This window comes from uncultured Thiothrix sp. (genome assembly GCF_937876535.1).
Classification (GTDB): domain Bacteria; phylum Pseudomonadota; class Gammaproteobacteria; order Thiotrichales; family Thiotrichaceae; genus Thiolinea.
This window is the reverse complement of record NZ_CALFHZ010000018.1, coordinates 233,762-254,210: the sequence shown is the minus strand read 5'-3', so window position 1 is coordinate 254,210 and position 20,449 is coordinate 233,762. Positions and strand designations below refer to the sequence as shown.

General features: G+C 44.7%; 21 protein-coding genes. 13 read left to right on the top strand and 8 right to left on the bottom strand.

Features of this window, described 5'->3' with window-relative positions; translation table 11 throughout:
• Positions 1–79: 79 nt before the first annotated feature.
• From pdxH to Q0230_RS10215, 4 genes are all read left to right on the top strand, one after another.
• Complete coding sequence (gene pdxH, locus Q0230_RS10230; RefSeq protein ID WP_298609902.1) at positions 80–721, top strand: pyridoxamine 5'-phosphate oxidase; 642 nt, start codon at positions 80–82, stop codon at positions 719–721.
• Positions 722–836: 115 nt separating this feature from the next.
• The gene (locus tag Q0230_RS10225) at positions 837–1,682 is read left to right on the top strand and encodes a DUF3298 and DUF4163 domain-containing protein (protein WP_298609901.1); all 846 of its coding nucleotides are present in this window, start codon (positions 837–839) and stop codon (positions 1,680–1,682) included.
• Positions 1,679–2,308, top strand: a complete 630-nt coding sequence (locus Q0230_RS10220; RefSeq protein WP_298609900.1) for a M15 family metallopeptidase — start codon at positions 1,679–1,681, stop codon at positions 2,306–2,308. Before Q0230_RS10225 ends, Q0230_RS10220 begins: the two co-directional genes overlap by 4 nt.
• 24 nt (positions 2,309–2,332) lie before the next feature.
• Positions 2,333–2,971 carry a precorrin-8X methylmutase gene (locus tag Q0230_RS10215; protein WP_298609899.1) on the top strand — a complete coding sequence of 213 codons (639 nt, stop codon included), beginning with the start codon at positions 2,333–2,335 and terminating at the stop codon, positions 2,969–2,971.
• 3 nt (positions 2,972–2,974) lie between these two features.
• On the opposite strand, the gene uvrD is transcribed toward Q0230_RS10215, so the two are convergent.
• Positions 2,975–5,161 carry a DNA helicase II gene (uvrD, locus tag Q0230_RS10210; RefSeq protein WP_298609898.1) on the bottom strand — a complete coding sequence of 729 codons (2,187 nt, stop codon included), beginning with the start codon at positions 5,159–5,161 and terminating at the stop codon, positions 2,975–2,977.
• A 104-nt stretch (positions 5,162–5,265) separates the two neighbouring features.
• Here uvrD and Q0230_RS10205 point away from each other — a divergent pair, with 104 nt between their 5' ends.
• The gene (locus tag Q0230_RS10205; protein WP_298609896.1) at positions 5,266–5,736 is read left to right on the top strand and encodes a YaiI/YqxD family protein; all 471 of its coding nucleotides are present in this window, start codon (positions 5,266–5,268) and stop codon (positions 5,734–5,736) included.
• Positions 5,737–5,770: 34 nt separating this feature from the next.
• On the opposite strand, the gene Q0230_RS10200 is transcribed toward Q0230_RS10205, so the two are convergent.
• The 5 genes from Q0230_RS10200 to purE form a co-directional block, all read right to left on the bottom strand.
• Positions 5,771–8,044, bottom strand: a complete 2,274-nt coding sequence (locus Q0230_RS10200; RefSeq protein ID WP_298609894.1) for an NADP-dependent malic enzyme — start codon at positions 8,042–8,044, stop codon at positions 5,771–5,773.
• A gap of 183 nt (positions 8,045–8,227) precedes the next feature.
• On the bottom strand, positions 8,228–8,491 hold the full coding sequence (locus tag Q0230_RS10195; RefSeq protein ID WP_298609893.1) for a GlsB/YeaQ/YmgE family stress response membrane protein: 264 nt from the start codon (positions 8,489–8,491) through the stop codon (positions 8,228–8,230).
• A gap of 148 nt (positions 8,492–8,639) precedes the next feature.
• Positions 8,640–9,230 carry a methyltransferase gene (locus tag Q0230_RS10190; protein ID WP_298609892.1) on the bottom strand — a complete coding sequence of 197 codons (591 nt, stop codon included), beginning with the start codon at positions 9,228–9,230 and terminating at the stop codon, positions 8,640–8,642.
• Positions 9,231–9,233: 3 nt separating this feature from the next.
• Positions 9,234–10,364 carry a 5-(carboxyamino)imidazole ribonucleotide synthase gene (locus Q0230_RS10185; protein WP_298609891.1) on the bottom strand — a complete coding sequence of 377 codons (1,131 nt, stop codon included), beginning with the start codon at positions 10,362–10,364 and terminating at the stop codon, positions 9,234–9,236.
• 45 nt (positions 10,365–10,409) lie between these two features.
• Entirely contained in the window at positions 10,410–10,907 is a 498-nt protein-coding gene (gene purE / locus Q0230_RS10180) for a 5-(carboxyamino)imidazole ribonucleotide mutase (protein WP_298609890.1), read from the bottom strand.
• 72 nt (positions 10,908–10,979) lie between these two features.
• On the opposite strand from purE, the gene Q0230_RS10175 reads away from it, so the two are divergent.
• Genes Q0230_RS10175 through Q0230_RS10165 form a run of 3 tightly spaced genes read left to right on the top strand, consistent with a single transcriptional unit; the run spans position 10,980 to position 14,032 of the window.
• Complete coding sequence (locus Q0230_RS10175; RefSeq protein ID WP_298609888.1) at positions 10,980–11,897, top strand: phosphoribosylaminoimidazolesuccinocarboxamide synthase; 918 nt, start codon at positions 10,980–10,982, stop codon at positions 11,895–11,897.
• A gap of 12 nt (positions 11,898–11,909) precedes the next feature.
• Positions 11,910–12,932: an NAD-dependent epimerase gene (locus tag Q0230_RS10170; RefSeq protein ID WP_298609886.1), complete on the top strand. Its 1,023-nt coding sequence runs from the start codon at positions 11,910–11,912 to the stop codon at positions 12,930–12,932.
• Positions 12,933–12,949: 17 nt separating this feature from the next.
• Positions 12,950–14,032, top strand: a complete 1,083-nt coding sequence (locus tag Q0230_RS10165) for a type II secretion system protein N (protein WP_298609884.1) — start codon at positions 12,950–12,952, stop codon at positions 14,030–14,032.
• A gap of 9 nt (positions 14,033–14,041) precedes the next feature.
• Here Q0230_RS10165 and Q0230_RS10160 read toward each other — a convergent pair whose 3' ends face one another.
• Positions 14,042–16,195 carry a bifunctional (p)ppGpp synthetase/guanosine-3',5'-bis(diphosphate) 3'-pyrophosphohydrolase gene (locus Q0230_RS10160; RefSeq protein WP_298609882.1) on the bottom strand — a complete coding sequence of 718 codons (2,154 nt, stop codon included), beginning with the start codon at positions 16,193–16,195 and terminating at the stop codon, positions 14,042–14,044.
• Positions 16,196–16,279: 84 nt separating this feature from the next.
• Positions 16,280–16,966 (bottom strand): HAD family hydrolase, encoded by a 687-nt coding sequence (locus Q0230_RS10155; RefSeq protein WP_298609880.1) that lies wholly within the window; start codon positions 16,964–16,966, stop codon positions 16,280–16,282.
• Positions 16,967–17,036: 70 nt separating this feature from the next.
• Here Q0230_RS10155 and Q0230_RS10150 point away from each other — a divergent pair, with 70 nt between their 5' ends.
• The 5 genes from Q0230_RS10150 (at position 17,037) to pyrR (ending at position 20,340) form a co-directional block, all read left to right on the top strand.
• On the top strand, positions 17,037–17,849 hold the full coding sequence (locus Q0230_RS10150; RefSeq protein WP_298609878.1) for a hypothetical protein: 813 nt from the start codon (positions 17,037–17,039) through the stop codon (positions 17,847–17,849).
• A 125-nt stretch (positions 17,850–17,974) separates the two neighbouring features.
• A complete protein-coding gene (locus Q0230_RS10145; RefSeq protein ID WP_298609876.1) occupies positions 17,975–18,844 on the top strand; it encodes an energy transducer TonB in 870 nt (289 codons plus the stop codon).
• A 5-nt stretch (positions 18,845–18,849) separates the two neighbouring features.
• Positions 18,850–19,413 carry a YqgE/AlgH family protein gene (locus Q0230_RS10140; protein ID WP_298609874.1) on the top strand — a complete coding sequence of 188 codons (564 nt, stop codon included), beginning with the start codon at positions 18,850–18,852 and terminating at the stop codon, positions 19,411–19,413.
• A complete protein-coding gene (gene ruvX, locus Q0230_RS10135) occupies positions 19,413–19,853 on the top strand; it encodes a Holliday junction resolvase RuvX (RefSeq protein ID WP_298609872.1) in 441 nt (146 codons plus the stop codon). The genes Q0230_RS10140 and ruvX overlap by 1 nt, the downstream gene beginning before the upstream one ends.
• Positions 19,831–20,340, top strand: a complete 510-nt coding sequence (gene pyrR / locus Q0230_RS10130) for a bifunctional pyr operon transcriptional regulator/uracil phosphoribosyltransferase PyrR (RefSeq protein ID WP_298609871.1) — start codon at positions 19,831–19,833, stop codon at positions 20,338–20,340. Before ruvX ends, pyrR begins: the two co-directional genes overlap by 23 nt.
• Positions 20,341–20,449: the final 109 nt, after the last annotated feature.

Here is a 20,449-nt window from a genome sequence, read left to right as displayed (position 1 = left end):
CAGACCTTGTGTCTGGCTTTTTTATTTACCCACACTAGTCGTTATAATAAAGCCCGACTTTAAGCTTAAGGGACTCAGCATGGATATCGGAGCTTTACGACGTGAATATACTCAAGCAGGACTCAGCAAGGCTAACTTAGCAGCTAATCCTTTTTCACAATTTGAAACTTGGTTTCAACAAGCTAATCAAGCCAATATTGCTGAAGTAAATGCCATGCAGATTGCGACTTCAACCGCTCAAGGCAAACCGACATTACGCACCGTTTTATTGAAAGCTTTCGATGAACAAGGCTTTGTATTTTATACCAATTATCACAGTCAGAAAGCACAGCAAATCACTGAAAATCCACAAGTTGCTGCACTATTTTTTTGGAAAGAATTAGAGCGTCAAGTCGAAATCACTGGTCGCGTTGAGAAGGTCTCTACGCTTGAGTCTCTAAAATACTTCACTAGCCGCCCACGTGGTAGCCAGCTAGGGGCTTGGGTCTCCGCCCAAAGCTCCATTATTAGTTCGCGTAAATTACTGGAAGCTAAACTCGAAGAAATGAAGCAAAAATTTAGCAATGGGGAGATTCCTTTGCCTGATTTTTGGGGCGGTTTTCGCATCATTCCAGAAGCAGTAGAATTTTGGCAAGGTCGCCCGAATCGCCTCCATGATCGCTTTGAATATCGGCGGAATACAGAACAAAATAGTTGGCAAATTGAGCGTCTATCCCCTTAGATGAAGAATCTATTTCAGGATATTTTTTAGCTTCGCAAGCCTAGGTATCTTTGATACCCTAGACTATCTGTGGGTGCTTAGATCACTCGCAGCACCATTATAAGCGAGAATATTTATGCGAGTGTCTTTTTTGCCAATGCTTTTGTTGGCCTCTGTTCTATCTGCTTGTGATAGTGGCAATCAAGTTGCAGACGACACTGCAAATGCCTCTTCCTTAGGGATTAGTTATCAAATGCGCGAGTTCAAACGCCAAGGAGGAGCTAAATGTCCAAGCGCAACTACCCGAATTAAGCCCGAGGATGCCTTGTGTGCGTCGGTACGCTTTAGCTATCCAGAAATTAGTTCAGATACTAAGCCTGAATTAGCTAGCAAAATGAATGAGCTAATTAAACATCAACTCTTAGATACGATTGAGGGTGCACCGAGTCAAACCACAACGCCCCAAACAGTCGAAGCGTTTGCAGATAGCTTTATTCAAGACTATCAAAATGATTCAAATAATTTTTCCAGCTGGGAAATTGAACGCAAGATAAAAGTTGTTTACAACACCAATACGTTACTTACTTTACTTTTTGAAGAATTTGGCTTTACCGGTGGCGCACATCCCTTTAATGGCAGTCGCTTCATTGTGCTGAATCTAGCCAATGGCAACCAAGTAACTTTGGATGATTTAATGAGTCCTGGCTATGAAGCAGCCCTCAATGTAGAAGGTGAACGGGCTTTCCGTGAAGCCCGCCAGCTTGCTGAACATTCTAGTCTTGAAGAAGATGGCTTTACTTTTGCAAATAATGCTTTTGTCTTGAATGACAACTATGGAGTCAATAAAGACGGTTTAAGCTTTATTTTCAATAGTTATGAAGTTGCTCCGTATGTAATGGGTCCTACCGAATTCACCATTCCTTATGAAGATATTAGCTCCCTGATTCGCCCAGATGGTTTACTAGGTAGTAAAGTAAAGTGACCCTAACCTCATTGCCAACTGGCTTTGTACGCTTATCCACTTACGCCCCTCATATTCTTCGTGATCTACGTTATTTTGGGAGCAATAATTTTCTTGGGGAAACCGTTGATGGCTATTTGAAAAATGAAGCCATCCTCACCACTACAGCCGCTAAAGCCTTAGTCCAAGCACATTCTGCTTTGGCAGAATTTGGTTTAGGCTTAAAAATTTTTGATGCTTATCGCCCACAACGGGCTGTAACCCATTTTTTACGCTGGGAACATAAACCAGAAGATCAGGCGATTGCAGCCCGCTTTCATCCTGACCTGAGCAAATCTGAGCTATTCGCTCAGGGCTATATTGCTAAGCGCTCCAGTCATACGCGAGGCAGTACAGTCGATTTAGGCTTAGTCAATTTACAAAACCCTGCGCATCCAGAACTGGATATGGGCACTGAATTTGATTTCTTTGGCAAAGCATCTGCGCCCAATTATCCCAAGCTTACCCCAGACCAACGTGCAAATCGTTTACTTTTAAAGTTAGTCATGGAACGCTATGGCTTTCAAGGTTTCGATCTAGAGTGGTGGCATTTTACGCTGCGTCACGAACCTTATCCGCATCAATATTTCGACTTTGTCGTCCAATAAAGCGAGCTAGAGAATAGCACCATCATGCAATATATACGTGACCCCGAAAAAATCGAGGTACAAATTTGGGATCGTATCCGTGACCTGAGTGATTTTTCAGATCTGAGCCTTGATCAGCAGCAAATTGTTTTATATTTAATCCGCGCTTGCGGCGAGCCTTCCTTAGCACAGCGAGTGAAATTTAGTCCACATGCCATTGAAGCTGGCAAAAAAGCCATTAAAAAATACGCCTATATGCTGTATGACCATGACATGCTCGGCGGCAATTTAGATAGTAGTTTGCTGTATCAAGAGCCGCTCTGTTTTATTAATAAGTCCTCTGTTATTTCGATGGCAAAAAGCACTAAACAAACTCGCGCTATGACTGCAGTGGATTTATGGAAACCTTATTTAAAAAATAGTATTACAGTTTTTGGCTACTCCAGTACCGCCTTATGTCGCTTATTAGAATTATTAAAAGCAGGCGAAGTGGAAAAGCCTTCCTTGATTATTGCCATGCCTTCTGGTTTTGTGAATACCGAATATGGCAAAGAAGTTTTACAAGAGAGCTACGATGAATTAGGGGTGGAATATATTCTCATTGAAGGCCGTTGGGGGGGGATTATGTTTGCAGCCGCTGCCGTCAATGCCCTCTTGAGTATTCAACAAGGCATTTACCGCTAAAACTTAGAGCTTTTCTAAGTTTGCATAAGCCAAGACTAGCCATTTACGCCCGACTGCACTGAAATTAACTTCCACTCGAGCATGTTGGCCAGCACCTTCCGAATTCGTAATAATGCCTTCACCGAATTTAACATGGCTCACGCGCTGACCAATGCTGTAGCCGCTTTCAGTTTTAGTTCCTCTTGGCTGACTATAAGCAGCAGGGGCACTCGCTCGGTAACTAGTTTGATAAGTCCGCACTTTCGGGCGCACTTCATTGAGTAATTCCTCTGGCAGCTCACGCAAAAAACGTGAGGGTGGATTAGCGCGAGTTTGCCCATGTAATTGACGTTGCTCGGCATAGCTTAAAACTAATTGCTGCTCAGCGCGGGTGATTCCGACATAACAAAGGCGGCGCTCTTCCTCTAAGCGTCCTGGATCATCTGCCGACATTTGATGCGGGAATAAACCCTCCTCTAATCCAGCGAGAAACACTAAGGGGAACTCTAAACCTTTGGCAGAATGCAAAGTCATCATTTGCACGCAGTCTTCACCCGCCTCACCTTGGCCTTCACCCGCCTCTAAAGCGGCATGCGCAAGGAAAGAGGATAAATCATCCATTTCGGGTAATTCATCGGTTTGCACTTGAATGAAACCTGCTGCGGCAGTGATTAACTCATTTAAGTTATCCACGCGTGCCTGACCTGTTTCACCTTTTTCTTTAGCGAGGAAATACTCTTTTAATTTGGCTAAAGCAATCACGGTATCCACTTGCTCTGCTAACGGCAGACGCTGAATTTCCTCACCCATTTGTTTAATTAAATGAATAAATTGCAGTAAGGAATTAGCAGCACGTGGAGTAAATTCGCCCGAACGTGCAGCCTCTTCGGTCACTTCCCACATAGATCGACCTTCAGAGCGTGCAATCTGCCGGATATTATCCACAGTGCGTTCACCAATACCACGCGGTGGATGATTGACAATGCGCTCAAAGGATGGATCATCGGCATGATTTAAAGTCAGGCGTAAATAAGCAAGTGCATCTTTAATCTCAGCCCGCTCAAAGAAGCGCAAACCACCATAGACCCGATAGGGAATGCGCTGCTCATTAAATACACTTTCAAATACCCGCGACTGCGCATTCGAGCGATATAAAATCGCTACTTCTTCACGGCGCGCACCTTGATCAACCCATTGCTTAATGCGCCCGGCAATATAACGCGCTTCATCCAACTCATTGAAAGCCGCATATAAATCAAGCGGGGTGCCATTGCTGCCATCTGTCCAGAGGTTTTTGCCTAAGCGCCCGCGATTATGATCAATCAGCGCATTTGCAGCTTGGAGAATATTGCCGGTGGAACGATAGTTTTGTTCTAAACGAATCGTTTCACAGTCGGGATAATCGTGGGTGAAATTGCGGATATTCTCAATCTTCGCCCCCCGCCAGCCGTAAATCGATTGATCATCATCACCCACCGCAAAAATAGGATTTTTCTGCCCAGCGATTAAACGCAGCCAAGCATATTGTAGTGCATTAGTATCTTGGAACTCATCCACTAAGACATGCCGAAAGCGATTGCGATAGTGGCTTTGTAAAGCCGGATTATCCCGCAGCACTTCGAGTGAACGTAGCAGTAGTTCGGCAAAATCCACAACCCCATTCCGCTGGCATTGTTCCTCATACAGGCTATACACACGAATCAATTGCGCTTGTACTGGATCACCACGATCATCTAAATGCTGAGCACGCGAACCTTCATCTTTGCGGCTATTAATGAAGCCCGCTACTTGGCGTGGTGGCCAACGCGTTTCATCTAAATCTAAAGCTTTGAGGATACGTTTTAGCATCCGCAGTTGATCTTCCGAATCAAGGATTTGGAAAGTTTGTGGTAAACCTGCTTCGCGCCAATGTAAACGTAATAAGCGATGCGCTAAACCGTGGAAAGTCCCCACCCATAAGCCACCGATATTGACTCTTAGTAGCTCCTGAATCCGCCCACGCATTTCATTGGCTGCTTTATTGGTAAAAGTAACCGCTAAAATACTAAACGGTGAAACCCCTTCTACCTCTAAAAGCCAAGCAATGCGGTGTACTAAAACTTTAGTTTTGCCACTCCCAGCACCGGCTAACACGAGAATAGGTTTTGGGGGAGCACCGACAGCTTCACGTTGCGGTGTATTCAGGGGATTAAGAATCGGTGATATGTCCATGCCTGAATTGTACGTTATGCAACTAAGCTGTCTAGCAGTGCATAGTAAGTTACAGGTTTTAAGCGTTATTATTCGCGATAAGTCGAATCATTCAAGGAAGTTTTATGCAAATTTGGGTAGATGCGGATGCTTGTCCCAATGTCATTAAGGAAATTCTCTACCGTGCAGCGGAGCGCCAACAGATTGAACTGATCTTGGTCGCAAATCAGCCCTTACGCATCCCACGCTCGGCTTTTATCAAAACTAAGCAAGTGGGCGCTGGCTTTGATGTCGCCGACAATTACATCGCTCAACATGTGAAAGAAGGTGATTTGGTCATTACCGCCGATATTCCTTTAGCGGCTCAAGTGATTGATCACCAAGCCCATGCTCTCAATCCGCGTGGGGATTTTTATACACCGGAAAATATGCGGGAACGCTTAAGAATGCGTAATTTAATGGAAGAGTTGCGCAGCAGCGGCGCTATCACCGGTGGCCCTCCCAGTTTAAACCAACAAGATCGCCAAGCCTTCGCTAATCAATTAGATCGATTTTTAGCACGCTATGTAAAAACTAAAACAAGTGTAGAGAAGTAGGGGATGCTTCAGCACCGAAGCATCCCTTAAGCCTTTAGCGTTTCCGATTCATCGCATCGAGGCTGGCAAAGGCAGCCATGTTCACAATCCCACGCACCGTAGTACTTTCAGTCAAAATATGCGCTGGATAGTTGGTACCGACCAGCATTGGCCCTACGGGCAAACCATCTGCCAGCATTTTCGTCATATTGTAGGCAATATTCGCGGCATTTAAGGACGGGCATACCAACAGATTGGCTTCACCAGTAAAGGCTGAATTCTTGAATAACCGATCACGGATTTCTTGAGATAGCGCCGCATCGGCATGCATTTCGCCTTCTGCTAATAAATCTGGATATTTATCACGCAGAATTTGTAAAGCTTGACGCATTTTTTCGGAATGTTCATTTTGGCGGCTACCAAAATTAGAATGTGACAATAATGCTGCCTTGGGTTCCATCCCAAAACCACTGACTAATTCAGCTGCTAAAGCCGTATTATCAGCTATTTGTGCAGCCGTCGGATTGACACTAACATGTGTATCGGTGAGGAAATAGGTACCCCGCTTGAGAATGAGCATGGTGACTGCTGCAACATCGATCAAACCTGCCCGCGCACCAATCAAGTCGCGAACATAACGCAAATGCGAAATGAAATTCCCTTCAACCCCGCAAATCATCGCATCGGCATCGCCAGAACGAACCATGATGGCAGCAAGAGCCGTGTTACGAGTAGCAATCACACGTTTAGAATAAGAGGGCGTAATCCCTTTGCGGCACATTAGCTCATAGTAAGCCACTTTATGCTTTTGATATTCCGGATTATTACGCGGATCAATGACTTCAATATTTTCGCCAACTTTTAAGCGCAGACCGTAATTATCAATATTCTGCTGGATGCTAGCCGGATCACCCAAGAGAATGGGCTTACAAATGCCGTCATCCACCAAAATTTGTACTGCATTAATCACACGTTGTGATTCACCTTCAGCAAATACAATCCGTTGCGGATTACTTTTCGCCAGCTCAAAAACCGGCTTCATGGTCATGCCAGAGCGGAATACGAATCCTTCCAATTGACGCTGATAAGTTTCGAAATCGGTAATTGGCCGGGTCGCTACTCCGGTTTCCATCGCTACTTTAGCCACACGTGGCGGGATAATAGTCATTAAGCGTGGATCGAAAGGCTTAGGAATTAAATATTCGCGCCCAAAACTGAAGGCTTTACCACCATAAGCAGCCACCACGGTGTCTGAAGCCTCGCGCATGGCTAAATCACCAATGGCCTCCACCACTGCAATCTTCATCGCTTCATTAATTTCAGTCGCCCCCACATCTAAAGCGCCGCGAAACAAGAAGGGGAAACATAAAACATTATTGACTTGATTTGGGTAGTCGCTGCGTCCGGTCGCCACAATCGCATCATTACGTACTTCATGCACTAGCTCAGGGCGGATTTCAGGCTCTGGGTTGGCTAAAGCTAAGATTAAAGGATTGGGAGCCATGCGTTTCACATGCTCCTGTTTTAAGACACGGGGAGCGGATAAGCCTAAAAACACATCAACCCCATCCATCACATCATCGAGGGTACGAGCTTCAGTCTCGATGGCGTAAGCGGAGTTGTAAGGATTCATTTCATCTACACGGCCTTTATAAATGATGCCGAAACGATCATTCACCGTGATGTTTTCTTTCTTTAAGCCCATCTGTACGAGTAGGTTCAAACAGGCAATGGCTGCAGCGCCTGCACCTGAACAGACTAATTTAATATCTTCCAGATTTTTTCCGGCAACTTTCAAACCATTACGAATGGCCGCTGCTACGCAAATCGCGGTGCCATGTTGATCGTCGTGAAAAACGGGGATTTTCATTTTTGCTTTTAAGCGTTTTTCCACTTCAAAGCATTCGGGCGCTTTAATATCTTCGAGATTAATCCCACCAAATGTTGGCTCTAATAGGCTTACTGCATCCACGAAGCGGTCGACATCAAGGGTATCCACTTCAATGTCAAAAGCATTCACGCCTGCAAATTTTTTGAAAAGCACTGCTTTTCCTTCCATCACAGGTTTAGAAGCTAAAGCGCCAATCGACCCTAAGCCTAAGACTGCGGTGCCATTAGAAATCACCGCAACTAGATTCCCACGGGTGGTGTAATCAGCTGCGCAAGCTGGATTCTCTGCAATGGCTAAGCTCGCCGCCGCCACCCCAGGCGAATAAGCTAAGGCTAAATCGCGTTGGTTGACCATGTTCTTAGTAGGGGTTACTTCCAACTTGCCCGGCATTGGATAGCGGTGATAATCCAAAGCAGCTTGGGATAATTCGTCAGCCATTGTGATAGTCCTGCGGTGAAGATATTAAGGAAAGCCTTTTACTTTAACCCGATCAGACAAGAGAGAGAAGTATGAAACTTGAGTTTATCTCTAAGGAATTAGGAAGTTTGGAGAATTTTTCACTGAATGCTTCGAACTGAGCAAGCAGTCAATTAATTAACGCTTGCCCAGCTAAAAATCTAACTAAGCTCGTTTAAACAAGCTGATAATGAACAAGAGTAACGCCGCACCCACTGTAGCCCAAATAATAGAGCCTACAATCCCAGGAATATTCAAATTCAGTGCGCCACTGATGATGCCACCTACGAAAGTCCCGATCACGGAACCAATTAAACCGACCACAATATTGCCGATTAGGCCAAAACCACCACCACGGATCAGATTACCTGCTAACCAACCAGCAACCGCACCAATAGCTAACATGATTAGAATTTCAACGACACCCATGTGATACTCCTCATTGTAAAATCAATAAACACCACTACTTAAGTCGTGGACTATCTTGAGTATAGTTCAGGCATTGTTAATAGATTATTTTGTTCAGCAAATAATTTAAACTTCAGGACGAAATGGAAAAAATGCACGATAAACCCACTTAACGTCGTTCACTGTAAGAAATAGTATAATTTTTACCTTGTTTCAGCTTACTGTAATGACCAAACACCTCTTGCAGATTGCGCTTCATATACTCGCGTAAGCCATTGATAGTCACTAAATAAATACGCCCATTCGGCTTCAGATGCTTTTTCATATCATGCAGTAGAATTGTCATCATCTCTTTACCGACTTTGGCAGGAATATTCGAAGCAATCACGTCAAAACGTAAGCTGGGATCAATATGCTGAAAACCATTACTCAGCATGGCTTGAGCATTGGGTAATTTATTCAACTGCGCATTGCGATTGCTGTATTCAACCGCCATGAAATCCTTATCCACCAGCAAGGTTTTCCCCTGCGGTGCTAGCTTTGCCATCGCTAAACCAACCGGACCATAACCACAACCTAAATCAAAACAATCATCGCTGGGATTAATTTCTAAATACTTCAGGAGCAAGTCTGTCCCTTCATCAATTTCACGTGGCGAAAAAATCCCCCAAGTACTGAGAAACGTAAAACGATGGCCACACAGTTCCGTCTCAAAGCGAATATCCTGACGAATCTCACGTAAATAGTTGCTATCCGTCATGCTTTAAACCTGTGGTAACGTGGAGAAAATACGATCGGCTTCAGCAATCGCTGCGTTCAAATCAGGATGGAGGGTGCAGAAATGCCCCATTTTCCGCCCTGCACGCGCTTCATGCTTGCCATATAAATGTAATTTGCTGTTTGGACTGTGTAGTAACTCATCCCAAATCGGTTGGCTGCTACCCCATAAGTCACCTAGCAGATTCATCATCACTACCGGCGTATGTAAGCGCGTATCGCCAAACGGTAGCTCACAAACCATCCGCACTTGCTGCTCGAATTGCGAGGTGATACAAGCATCTAAGCTGTAGTGCCCACTATTATGGGTACGGGGTGCCATTTCATTAATGAGCAGCTCACCTTGACGGGTAACGAAAAACTCAACCGCCATCACACCAACGAACTCCAATTTAGCAGCGATGCGTTGCGCCGCTTGTTTAGCTTGCTCAGCTAAAGCCTCATTAATTCGAGCAGGTACAATAGTTTGATGCAAAATTCCGTTACGATGCAGATTTTCAGCAACAGGGAAACAGTCCATCTCACCGTGTACACTACGTGCTAACACCACTGATATTTCTTTAGCTAAGTCAACACGCTGTTCGAGCACACACTCGACTGTTTTGAGCTGTAGAAAAGCCGCTTCAACTTCGCTGGGATGATTGACGGTGATTTGACCTTTACCGTCATACCCGAACCGTGCCGTTTTTAGAATCGCCGGAAAGTTGATCTGGCTACAAGCACTCGGGATATCGGCCAGTTGGCGAATCGGCGCAAAGGGAACTGGAGACAGGCCACAACTACGCACAAACTCTTTTTCGACCATCCGATCTTGCGCAACTTGCACGGCAGTTGCCGAAGGACGCACGGGGCAAAATTGCGTTAAAAACTCTAAAGTTTGGGCAGGAATATTCTCAAACTCAGTGGTGACTACAGCACATTGCTCACCAAACTGGCGCAAAGCCTGTTCATCATCATAAGCTGCACGTAAGTGTTGATCAGCCAACTGACCTGCAGGACTTAAAGGATCCGGCTCAAGCACAATGACTTTATAGCCTAAAGTACGTGCTGCTACCGTAAACATACGTCCCAATTGCCCACCACCGAGCATACCAATCGTCGAACCGGGAAGAAGCATTAACTTGCCACTCAATGATATAGATAAAAGTTTAAATACTAGCGCCTATTCCGCAGGGGGCGGCAAAGGCATATTCAAAGCAAACTCGCGCTGAGCTTCGCGGAACGTTGCTAATTGCTTAGCTAAAGCAGCATCCTGCATAGCTAGTTGTGCAATCGCGAATAAAGCCGCATTCGCCGCACCCGCCTCACCAATCGCAAAAGTAGCAACTGGAATGCCTTTAGGCATTTGCACAATCGAATACAGGGAATCTTGTCCATTTAGATAGCGCGAAGGTACAGGAACCCCTAATACCGGAATCTGCGTCTTAGCGGCTAGCATACCTGGTAAATGGGCGGCACCACCGGCTCCAGCAATAATGCATTGCAAACCGCGAGCCTGTGCGGTGCTGGCATACTCAAACAGCAAGTCGGGTGTACGATGTGCCGACACGACTTTATACTCGTGCGCTACCCCAAACTGCTCTAGCAGTTCAACGGCCTTGGACATGACTTTCCAGTCGCTATTGCTGCCCATGACCACCCCTACGAGTGGTTGCATCATCTTGCTACCCTTATGAAACGAAAAATCTGATAGTATAACGGCTTAATCCATTTCTCACTACTTTATGCAGCAATGAGCCAATCTGTCAGTACTTCAAATTTACCCGCACCTGTGCTTGAAACTCATCTACAAAACTTACCCCTGCTAGCGCGGGGTAAAGTGCGTGATATTTATGCGATTGATGATCAACATATGTTGATTGTAGCCACGGATCGCCTCTCCGCCTTTGATGTGGTTTTACCGACTGGGGTCGCTGGCAAAGGCAAAATACTCACTCAAGTGGCTTTGTTCTGGTTTGAAAAACTTAAAGATGTGGTGCCCAATCATTTAAGTAATTTGACCCTAGATGATTTGCCTTTAAGTGCTGAAGAAAAGCAAATGCTCACTGGGCGCAGTATGTTGGTTAAGCGCTTAAAAACTTTGCCAGTAGAAGCGATTGTCCGTGGTTACTTAATTGGTTCGGGCTGGAAAGATTACCAGCAAACAGGCACGGTATGCGGTTTGCCCTTACCACGTGGCTTAAAAATGGCGCAGCAATTACCTGAGCCGATTTTTACCCCTTCGACGAAAGCCGATGTAGGCTTGCACGACATCAATATCAGTTATGCTCAAGTTGAAGAGAAGATCGGTAACGAATTAGCTGCACAAATGCGTAAGGTGAGTATTGAGCTGTATCAACGTGCTGCTGCGTATGCTTTAGAACATAAAATTATTATTGCCGATACCAAATTCGAGTTTGGTTTAGATGAGCAAGGTCAATTGGTACTGATTGATGAGATTCTCACGCCAGACTCCTCGCGTTTCTGGGCAGCAGACGAGTATCAAGTTGGTAAAAATCCACCTTCGTTTGATAAACAAATCGTGCGGGATTACTTAGAAACCCTCGATTGGGACAAAACTTATCCCGGCCCTAGCTTACCTAGCGCGATTGTCGCAAAAACTGCCGAGAAGTATAGGGAAGTCGCTACACTGCTAACCCAGTCAAACTGAGGAATTTTAGCAATGCATGTGCTTGTTACAGGTGCTGCCGGCTTCATTGGAATGCATGTAGCCCTGTCACTGTTAAAACGTGGCGATAGTGTCGTTGGCCTAGATAATCTAAACAACTACTATTCAGTTCAGTTAAAGCAGGATCGTTTACAACAGATTCGTACAGAAGATAGCGAGCAGCGTTTTCAATTCGTAGAAATGGATCTAGCTGATCGTGAAGGTATCGCGCAGTTATTTGCTGATCAGCAGTTCGATACCGTTGTCCATTTAGCCGCTCAAGCGGGTGTGCGTTATTCTCTAGAAAATCCGCTCGCTTATATTGACAGTAATCTAGTCGGTTTTGCACATATTCTCGAAGGCTGCCGCCAGCAGAAAATTAAACATTTGGTTTATGCGTCCTCTAGCTCAGTCTATGGCGCGAATGAGGCCATGCCTTATTCAGTGCATGATAATGTGGATCATCCTTTGTCATTGTATGCCGCATCTAAAAAGGCCAATGAACTGATGGCACACGCTTATTCACATCTATATGCATTGCCAACTACCGGTTTACGCTTTTTTACCGTTTATGGCCCTTGGGGTCGACCCGATATGGCTCCCATTAAATTTACTAAGGCTATTTTAGCGGGCGAAACCATTGATGTTTATAATTACGGCAAACATCGGCGTGATTTTACTTATATCGATGACATTGTGGAGGGCGTAATTCGTGTTTTAGATCAACCTTCCACAAAAAATACCGCATGGAATGGCAAAAAACCTGATCCAAGTAGTAGTTCTGCGCCGTGGCGAGTCTATAATATAGGGCAACAGCAACCAATTGAGCTGCTTGATTATATTGTTGCACTGGAGTCACATTTAGGTAGAAAAGCGCAGCTAAATCTTCTACCCTTGCAACCCGGCGATGTCCCTGACACTTTTGCCGATGTTGAGGATTTAGTAAAGGCTGTCGGCTATCGACCTAGCACTTCCGTTAATGAAGGCACAAGTCGGTTTATAAGCTGGTATCGTGCATATTATAAGGTTGATTTTTGACTGCACAGGTTTGATCTATGCAAAAGCTTAAGCAACAACAACTGTTGGATCGTATGCTGGAAAAACTTCCTGATCATGTGACCTTTTTATTAGTCATACTCAGTGGTTTTCTCCTAGCCCGCCTGACCTGGACTTTATTCCCCGCTGATCCTGCCGCCATTACCGCAGCCAATCAAACTGAAATTGCCCCCGCTGTTGAAGTCATTCCAGCTAATGCAAGTGCTACTGATATTGGCCAAGAATTAGCAAACTATCATTTATTGGGTGTTTATCAGCCACCTCAAGCCCCTGTAGCAGCTCCTGTTGCTGAGCCAGCCCCTGCTCCCACTCCAGAAGCACCTCGTATCCCTCTAAAACTAGTGGGTGTTTATGCACTTCCGAATAAAAGTGGGGTTGCTGTTATCGAAGTAGGTGGCGCTAATCAAAAAGTAGTAGGCGTAGGTGAGGCAATTGCTGAAAGCAATGGAGCCACTTTAGAAAAGGTATTTCCTGACAAAGTAGAAATTAGCTGGCAAGGCAAAATTGAAACTTTAGGTATGCCTAAATTAAGTGAGTCTGCAGGAGCAGCTGGTGAAGCAGCTCAAATTCCTACTGAGGAATATATTCCTGAGCCAGAGCCTGAAGTAGTACCTGATCAATTAATGCTACAACAGCAACAACTTGAACAACAAAAAATACAACAAGAAGAGTTAGAGGATGATGGTGGCACGCCAAAAGCGCCTTTAGCACCAGGAGCCGTTCCTCCACAACCCCCTCAACCACAAGTTGATCCTGAAGCAAATGCAGGTCGTTCTTCTGATTTAAGCAGTTTTCGGCAGCAGGTGGCACAAAATAATTTAAAACTTTTAGAAGTCATTCGTCCTAGCCCCGTTTCTGAAAAAGGTCAATTAACAGGATTCAGGGTTGTACCGGGGCAGAATGAAGCTTTATTTAGACAAACTGGCTTACTAGCAGGTGATATTGTCACTGGTATAAACGGAACACCCTTAAATAGCAACTCGTCTAGCTTACAAGCTATGCAGGGCTTAATGAATAGTGCCAGCGCCGATTTGACTATTTTACGCGCTGGGCAAACCACTTCAGTACGTGTAAGTTTCTAACTCAGCATTCTAAGAGCGCCGTTGTGCATCTCGCACTGAGGGCAATTGCATCAGGCGCTCCAACACTTCAGATAATTGCTCTATATCTTGAATCTGAATCGTTAAATTAATAAACGATACCTCATCATTTTCACGGGGCAGCGTATTAATCTCGTGAATATTAATGTTAAGGCGAACTAAAACATCCGCTACATCACGCACTAGGCCAGGTTTATTCTCCCCAGATACTTGAATATCGACTGCATAATCCATCGCTCCCCCTCGCCAACTCACATCGACTAAACGTTTTTTCTGTTCATCGTTTAAATGTAGGATATTTTTGCAATCCGTGCGATGAACGGAGACCCCTCGACCGATCGTGATATAGCCTATAATCGCCTCACCCTGTAAAGGTTGGCAACATTGCGCGATTTGAGTAACTAAATCCGAAACCCCCTGCACACTGACCCCCCCTACTTGCTTAGTCGGTGCTACTTTTTTGATTTTGCGCAGAGGAATTTCAGTGGAACGCGAGCGAATCAGCGAATCTGCAAATTGCTTGGGTGTAATATCCCCCCGCCCTAAAGCAATTAGAAAATCACGTTCATTTTGGCGACCAAACTGCTGGTATAAATCATTAGGTTTGAGGTTAGGAAAATTAAGTAAATGCTTTTGGCGATCTAAAATCGAGATACCTTCTTGATAATTACGCTCGTGATTCTGTTGGCGGAACCAATGATTAATTTTTTGGCGAGTCCGAGGCGCTTTAATAAAATTGAGGCTACTATTCAGCCAATTCATTTTTGGTCGCGGCTCTTTATTCGTGATAATCTCAACCTTATCACCGTTTTTGAGTTCGTAATTGAGAGAAGTGAGTCGGCCATTCACGCGTGCACTATGACAACGATGGCCAATATCCGTGTGAATCGCATAAGCAAAATCAATCGGTGTAGCACCCTTGATTAAATCAATGACTTTTCCTTTGGGTGTGACAACGAAAACTCGATCTGAGAATAATTCAGCCTGAAAATCCTCAAGTAACTCGCTGTCATCAATATCCGCATCCAAGAGGCGGCGCATGGAATTAATCACCCGCTCTAAATTACGATCATAGCGACTACCCTCTTTATAGCGCCAATGTGCTGCAACCCCCAGCTCTGCGAACTGATGCATATCATGGGTACGAATTTGAATTTCTACCGCACGATCTTGAGGGCCAATCACGACGGTATGAATCGATTGATAGCCATTGGATTTTGCATGCGCAATATAATTGTCAAACTCTTCCTGAATATGCGGCCAACGGGCATGGACTAGGCTTAGTACTTGATAACAAATGTCGTTATCATCCACAATAATCCGAATCGCACGTAAATCATAAAGTTGGTCAATTGGTACTTGCTTACGCTGCATTTTTTTCCAAATGCTATAAATATGTTTAGGCCGACCATAGACAGTTGCTCTGATATTTGCTGCGGCTAATATCCCACGAATAACCTGAATAAACTCATCAATATAGTTTTCACGTTGCAGGCGCGTATTAGCCAAAGCTTTGGCAATACTTTTATATTGTTGCGGTTCTAAAAAGCGGAAAGATAAATCTTCTAGCTCCCATTTAATTTGGCTAATGCCTAAGCGATTGGCTAAGGGTGCAAACAGCATCATGGTTAAATTCGCTGCATGCGTATGAACAGGGCCTAAGTCCTCGCGTGCCAACAAACGCAAATATTGCAGCTGCCAAGCCAACTTAATCAATACCGCCCGCATATCGCCAACCATTGAGAGCAGCATATTGCGGACTAATTCAGCTTGTTCCTTTTGAGTGGGATCAGCAGCAGCAGCGGTATTTTCACGGAAGGTGTGTAAACTCCACATACCAAAACAAACGCGACTGACTTGACTGCCATACTCCCGTTCAATCTCACCTTGCTTTAAAGCATGGGCATACAAGGGATCAGAGAGCAAAGCAGCTAATAAAGTCAGTTGCTCCGCCTCAATCAAGCGCAGGTTTTCGGCTACATCTAAGCTGCAAGGTTGAAGCGGTTCACATTCACCACGATCTAATAAAGGCTTGATCGCTTTATACAGCAAGTCTAAATCACGCTCTTGGTTAGAGACCCATAAGCGTTGTACCCAAGTATCTAGGTCACGTGATTTAGGGTTGACGGTTTGGCTGTGTTGCATACTGAAATATCCTGTCCGTCTTCATCCATGAAGCTATTGGCAGTTATAAATTATTCTAGTGAGTAAGAACGCCCTAAGAAGCATTTATAATAATTTAAGTAGTGCTTCTATTTCAGCAAAATTCGTCATAATTGCATCTGGCTTTAGTCCTAAAGGTCGCTCCCGCTGTTGAGCATTGAACCAGATAGTACGTAAACCGACTTGTTGAGCGCCAATTACATCTTTTTCTGGGTCATCACCCACATAAACCATTTGATGTGGTTCTAATTGAAGTTTATTTAGAGCTTGCTGAAAGATAGCCGGATGAGGCTTGGCAACACCCGCTTCAGCAGAATTCAAAGCAAATTCAAATAGATGGCCAATACCAATATGGTGCACATCCGCGTTGCCATTAGTAATCACACCCAAAGAATAACTTTGTGCTAAACGCTCTAAACTGGGTAAAACTTCTGGAAAGAATGTTACCTGATTGCGCGCTTGCCAAAACACTTGGAAAGCTTGCTCAGCATAAGCTGGATCATAAGCGCTTTCTACTAAGAGCTGTTGCAACCAACCAGTACGCAAGGTAGTCAAATCATGGTGTAGTTCAGGATATTGACCAACATAAGCTATCCTGCTTGCTACTAGGCTATCTAAGCTGGGATAGCGTTGGCTAATAACAGGATAGTAAGCTTGCAACCAACGATACATCGTTTGTTCGGCATGTTCGATGACGCTTTGGCAATCCCAAAGCGTATCGTCTAAATCAAAGGCAATACAACGAATCGTCATTAGCAGTAGTCAAACTAAGAAAAACTCTATACTAGCAGTAAATAGCTGCTTTAACCGATAAGGGTAGAATATGAAGTTGTTTAAGCACCTAGCTGTACTGACATTAGGCTTATTTAGCACACTGACTCAAGCAGAAACTTTAGTTCTCATTCCAGGCTTTCAAGAGCAAGGGATGGCTTGGCGCTTTCAGCATGTGGCCTCAGCGTTACAGTCCTCAGGATGGGTCGATGGAGGCAATTTGGTCTTAACCCCACGTGGAATTGTGAATAGCACAGTACTGACTAAGCGCCCCAAACAAGCATTTTATACCCTGGAACTGCCTAATCAACTATCCATTACACAGCAAGCAGTGATTTTAGATCAGTATCTACAAGCGCTTTCGGCTAAACGTAGAGAACCGCTAAGTTTGGTCGGTCACTCGGCAGGTGGTTTAGTAGGACGTTATTGGTTAGTAGCTTTCAACACCGTACCAGTGAAAACCTTAATCACGATTGCCACCCCGCATACAGGTACACCTTGGGCTGATTTATCCGAGGTTGCTATTAATACACCCTTAGCTGACCTAGCTGCAGGCATGGGGATTGATTTACCCCGTTCGCGTCAGCTCTATACCGAATTACGCGAAGAGCGCCCCGGTAACTTTTTATATTGGCTGAATCATCAAAGCCATCCGGCCCTTCGTTATGTGTCAATTGTGCGGAACAGTAAGCGCCCTGAATCAAGTGACTTTGTAGTCCCTCCACACAGCCAAAATATGCAGAATGTGTTTGCTTTAACTGGACATACTGAAACGATGTTTAGTGAAGGACAACATGTGTTAAATGCCAATGATGGTTATCGAATAGCGAAGATTTTAGACGCATCAGCTGCGCCAAGAAAATAAGCCCTGAAGGAAAGCTACCTATCTAAAACGTCTAATGTTAGTATTAAAGCAAATAGGGTAAATAACCAAGGGCTGTTTACGGCTCAAATAATAGAATCATTTAGCTACCTAGATAGACGATGCACATGAACGAGGCGATCTACGCACCGAATCATTCTCCCTTGATGAAGACACTGCCCTTAGCACTGGCTGTGCATGCTGCTGTTATTTTTGGCATATCCTTCGCGCCCGTCATTCTACCACGTTTAGCCATCCCGCCTGCTTTAGATATTACGATTGTGCAAACACCTAGTGAAGCTACACCGAAAGAAGTCAATTTTTTAGCACAAGCGAATCAAGAAGCCAGTGGGACTGAGGATGAAGATAATAAGCCACGCAGTCCCTTAGCTTCTTTATTACCGCAAGATAATGACGGGGAGTCACCACTTCAGTCAGAAGCTAGTACCGAAGACTTACAGCCTAAAATTGATCCACAAATTCTAACTAGCAAAGCAACCACTTTTACCGAGCTGAGTAAAGAACCTGATCAGCCTGATACTACACATAATCTAATTGCTGATATAACCGCAGACAGTGCACAGGAAATTGCACAATTATTAGCAGAAGTAGATGCTGCCGAAGCCCAATATGCGCGGCGTCCACGGATTCATTTCATTGATGCGGTGAGTGCTAAAAGCGCAGTAGAAGCGGAGTATATTGATAGCTGGATCAAGAAGATTGAGCGAATTGGTAATATTAACTTCCCTGAAGAAGCTATTCGCCGCAATATGAGTGGTAAGTTGATTTTGAATGTGACACTTGACCATGCAGGTCGTGTGGTCGACAGTCAAATTGACGTATCATCGGGCTTCAATGTACTGGATAAGGCTGCTTTACGCATTGTGCGCTTAGCTTCCCCTTATCCACCTTTGCCCGCCGAAATTCGTAAAAAATGGGATCAATTAAATATCACCCGCACTTGGATTTTCCATAGCGGTACTTTCAATACAGAATAGAGCTTATGCAGGCTATTGCTAATTTACGCAACCATTTGCTGATTGCCATGCCCAGCATGGACGATCCAAACTTTGATCACACGGTGACCTTAATTTGCCAGCATGACGAGCAAGGGGCTTTTGGTGTGACTATTAATCGCCCACTTGAAGTGACTTTTGGCGAATTACTAGCTCAATTAGATATTGAAGTGAATGATGTGCGGCTGGCTAACCGAGTCGCTATGAGTGGAGGCCCCGTACAAGCTGAGCAAGGTTTTGTGCTGCATAACACTAATCGTTCATGGGAAAGTACTCTACATATTGCGGAGAATCTCTCCATCACCTCTTCACGCGATATTCTAGTAGATATTGCGGCTGGTGATGGGCCTGATCAGTTCCTGCTTGTCTTAGGTTGTGCTGGTTGGAGTCCGGGGCAATTAGAAGAAGAAATCAAAGAAAATGCTTGGCTCACCTGCGATGCCAAAAATTCAATTCTCTTCGATATGCCGTATCCACATCGTTGGCGCGGTGCAGCTTCTACTTTAGGGATTGATGTTAATCTGTTAGGCACGGTAGCTGGGCACGGTTAATGTCGATTACAGTTCTAGGGTTTGACTTTGGCCTGAATCGTACAGGCGTTGCAGTGGGTAATACACTCACGGGTTTAGCCACTCCACAAGCAGTTTTATATTCCCAAAATAATCAGCCTGATTGGGACGGCATTGAACGCTTAATTCAGTTATGGCGCCCTAAGCTTTTAGTGGTGGGCATGCCGCGCAAATTAGATGGCACTGATAGCAGTATGCAAGAAACCATCCTAAAATTTTGCCACGAACTCGAAAAGCGTACTAAGCTCCCTGTGCAGACTGCGAACGAACAGTTATCCTCGCGGGAAGCAGAACAGCTTTTGAAAAATGCACGCCAAGCCGGTCGTAAGCGTAAAATTCGTAAGGAAGAAATCGACCAACTGGCGGCAGCGATTATTTTAGAGAATTGGATGCACGATTATGCCCACCAACAACAACTATAATTTACCCGATTTACTCACCCAACTCGCTGAGCAATTAAAAACTTATCTAAGTGAACACCAAATCACTAACCCCGTTTTAGTGGGTATTGAGCGCTCTGGTGTTTGGCTAGCAGAAGTGTTGCATGAACGCCTGCAGATTACTGAAGATTTGGGTAGTTTAAATATTAGCTTTTATCGCGATGACTATAATCGCACTGGTCTAGCTGTGCAGACTGAACCTTCACGCTTGCCTTTGAGCTTAGAGGATCGGCATATTATTTTAGTCGATGACATTATTTACACTGGTCGTACTATTCGCGCTGCGATGAATGAATTGTTCGACTATGGCCGCCCAGCAAGTATTACTTTAGCGGCGATTGTAGCGCGCCAAGGGCGTGAACTACCGATTGAGCCACAAGTCTGTGTATTGCGTGAAGAGCCGGGTAAAGAATATATCTATCATATTTCCCAAGACCCACTCCGCATGGAATTGGTAAGGAAAGACTAAGTGAAGGGTTTATCAGGCTGGCACAAACTTGTAAAATACTGCCACCTTAGTCACCTAGCGAATATGCCTCATGCATCCTCATCTGAAGCCCGGCCCTTTGCCTTTGAGC

Excerpts from the sequence above, each read along its gene's own strand:
- pdxH (WP_298609902.1), top strand. The coding sequence starts at position 80 with ATGGATATCGGAGCTTTACGACGTGAATATACTCAAGCAGGACTCAGC.
- Q0230_RS10225 (WP_298609901.1), top strand. The coding sequence starts at position 837 with ATGCGAGTGTCTTTTTTGCCAATGCTTTTGTTGGCCTCTGTTCTATCT.
- Q0230_RS10215 (WP_298609899.1), top strand. The coding sequence starts at position 2,333 with ATGCAATATATACGTGACCCCGAAAAAATCGAGGTACAAATTTGGGAT.
- uvrD (WP_298609898.1), bottom strand. The coding sequence starts at position 5,161 with ATGGACATATCACCGATTCTTAATCCCCTGAATACACCGCAACGTGAA.
- Q0230_RS10205 (WP_298609896.1), top strand. The coding sequence starts at position 5,266 with ATGCAAATTTGGGTAGATGCGGATGCTTGTCCCAATGTCATTAAGGAA.
- Q0230_RS10200 (WP_298609894.1), bottom strand. The coding sequence starts at position 8,044 with ATGGCTGACGAATTATCCCAAGCTGCTTTGGATTATCACCGCTATCCA.
- Q0230_RS10195 (WP_298609893.1), bottom strand. The coding sequence starts at position 8,491 with ATGGGTGTCGTTGAAATTCTAATCATGTTAGCTATTGGTGCGGTTGCT.
- Q0230_RS10190 (WP_298609892.1), bottom strand. The coding sequence starts at position 9,230 with ATGACGGATAGCAACTATTTACGTGAGATTCGTCAGGATATTCGCTTT.
- Q0230_RS10185 (WP_298609891.1), bottom strand. The coding sequence starts at position 10,364 with ATGCTTCTTCCCGGTTCGACGATTGGTATGCTCGGTGGTGGGCAATTG.
- purE (WP_298609890.1), bottom strand. The coding sequence starts at position 10,907 with ATGATGCAACCACTCGTAGGGGTGGTCATGGGCAGCAATAGCGACTGG.
- Q0230_RS10175 (WP_298609888.1), top strand. The coding sequence starts at position 10,980 with ATGAGCCAATCTGTCAGTACTTCAAATTTACCCGCACCTGTGCTTGAA.
- Q0230_RS10170 (WP_298609886.1), top strand. The coding sequence starts at position 11,910 with ATGCATGTGCTTGTTACAGGTGCTGCCGGCTTCATTGGAATGCATGTA.
- Q0230_RS10165 (WP_298609884.1), top strand. The coding sequence starts at position 12,950 with ATGCAAAAGCTTAAGCAACAACAACTGTTGGATCGTATGCTGGAAAAA.
- Q0230_RS10160 (WP_298609882.1), bottom strand. The coding sequence starts at position 16,195 with ATGCAACACAGCCAAACCGTCAACCCTAAATCACGTGACCTAGATACT.
- Q0230_RS10155 (WP_298609880.1), bottom strand. The coding sequence starts at position 16,966 with ATGACGATTCGTTGTATTGCCTTTGATTTAGACGATACGCTTTGGGAT.
- Q0230_RS10150 (WP_298609878.1), top strand. The coding sequence starts at position 17,037 with ATGAAGTTGTTTAAGCACCTAGCTGTACTGACATTAGGCTTATTTAGC.
- Q0230_RS10145 (WP_298609876.1), top strand. The coding sequence starts at position 17,975 with ATGAACGAGGCGATCTACGCACCGAATCATTCTCCCTTGATGAAGACA.
- Q0230_RS10140 (WP_298609874.1), top strand. The coding sequence starts at position 18,850 with ATGCAGGCTATTGCTAATTTACGCAACCATTTGCTGATTGCCATGCCC.
- ruvX (WP_298609872.1), top strand. The coding sequence starts at position 19,413 with ATGTCGATTACAGTTCTAGGGTTTGACTTTGGCCTGAATCGTACAGGC.
- pyrR (WP_298609871.1), top strand. The coding sequence starts at position 19,831 with ATGCCCACCAACAACAACTATAATTTACCCGATTTACTCACCCAACTC.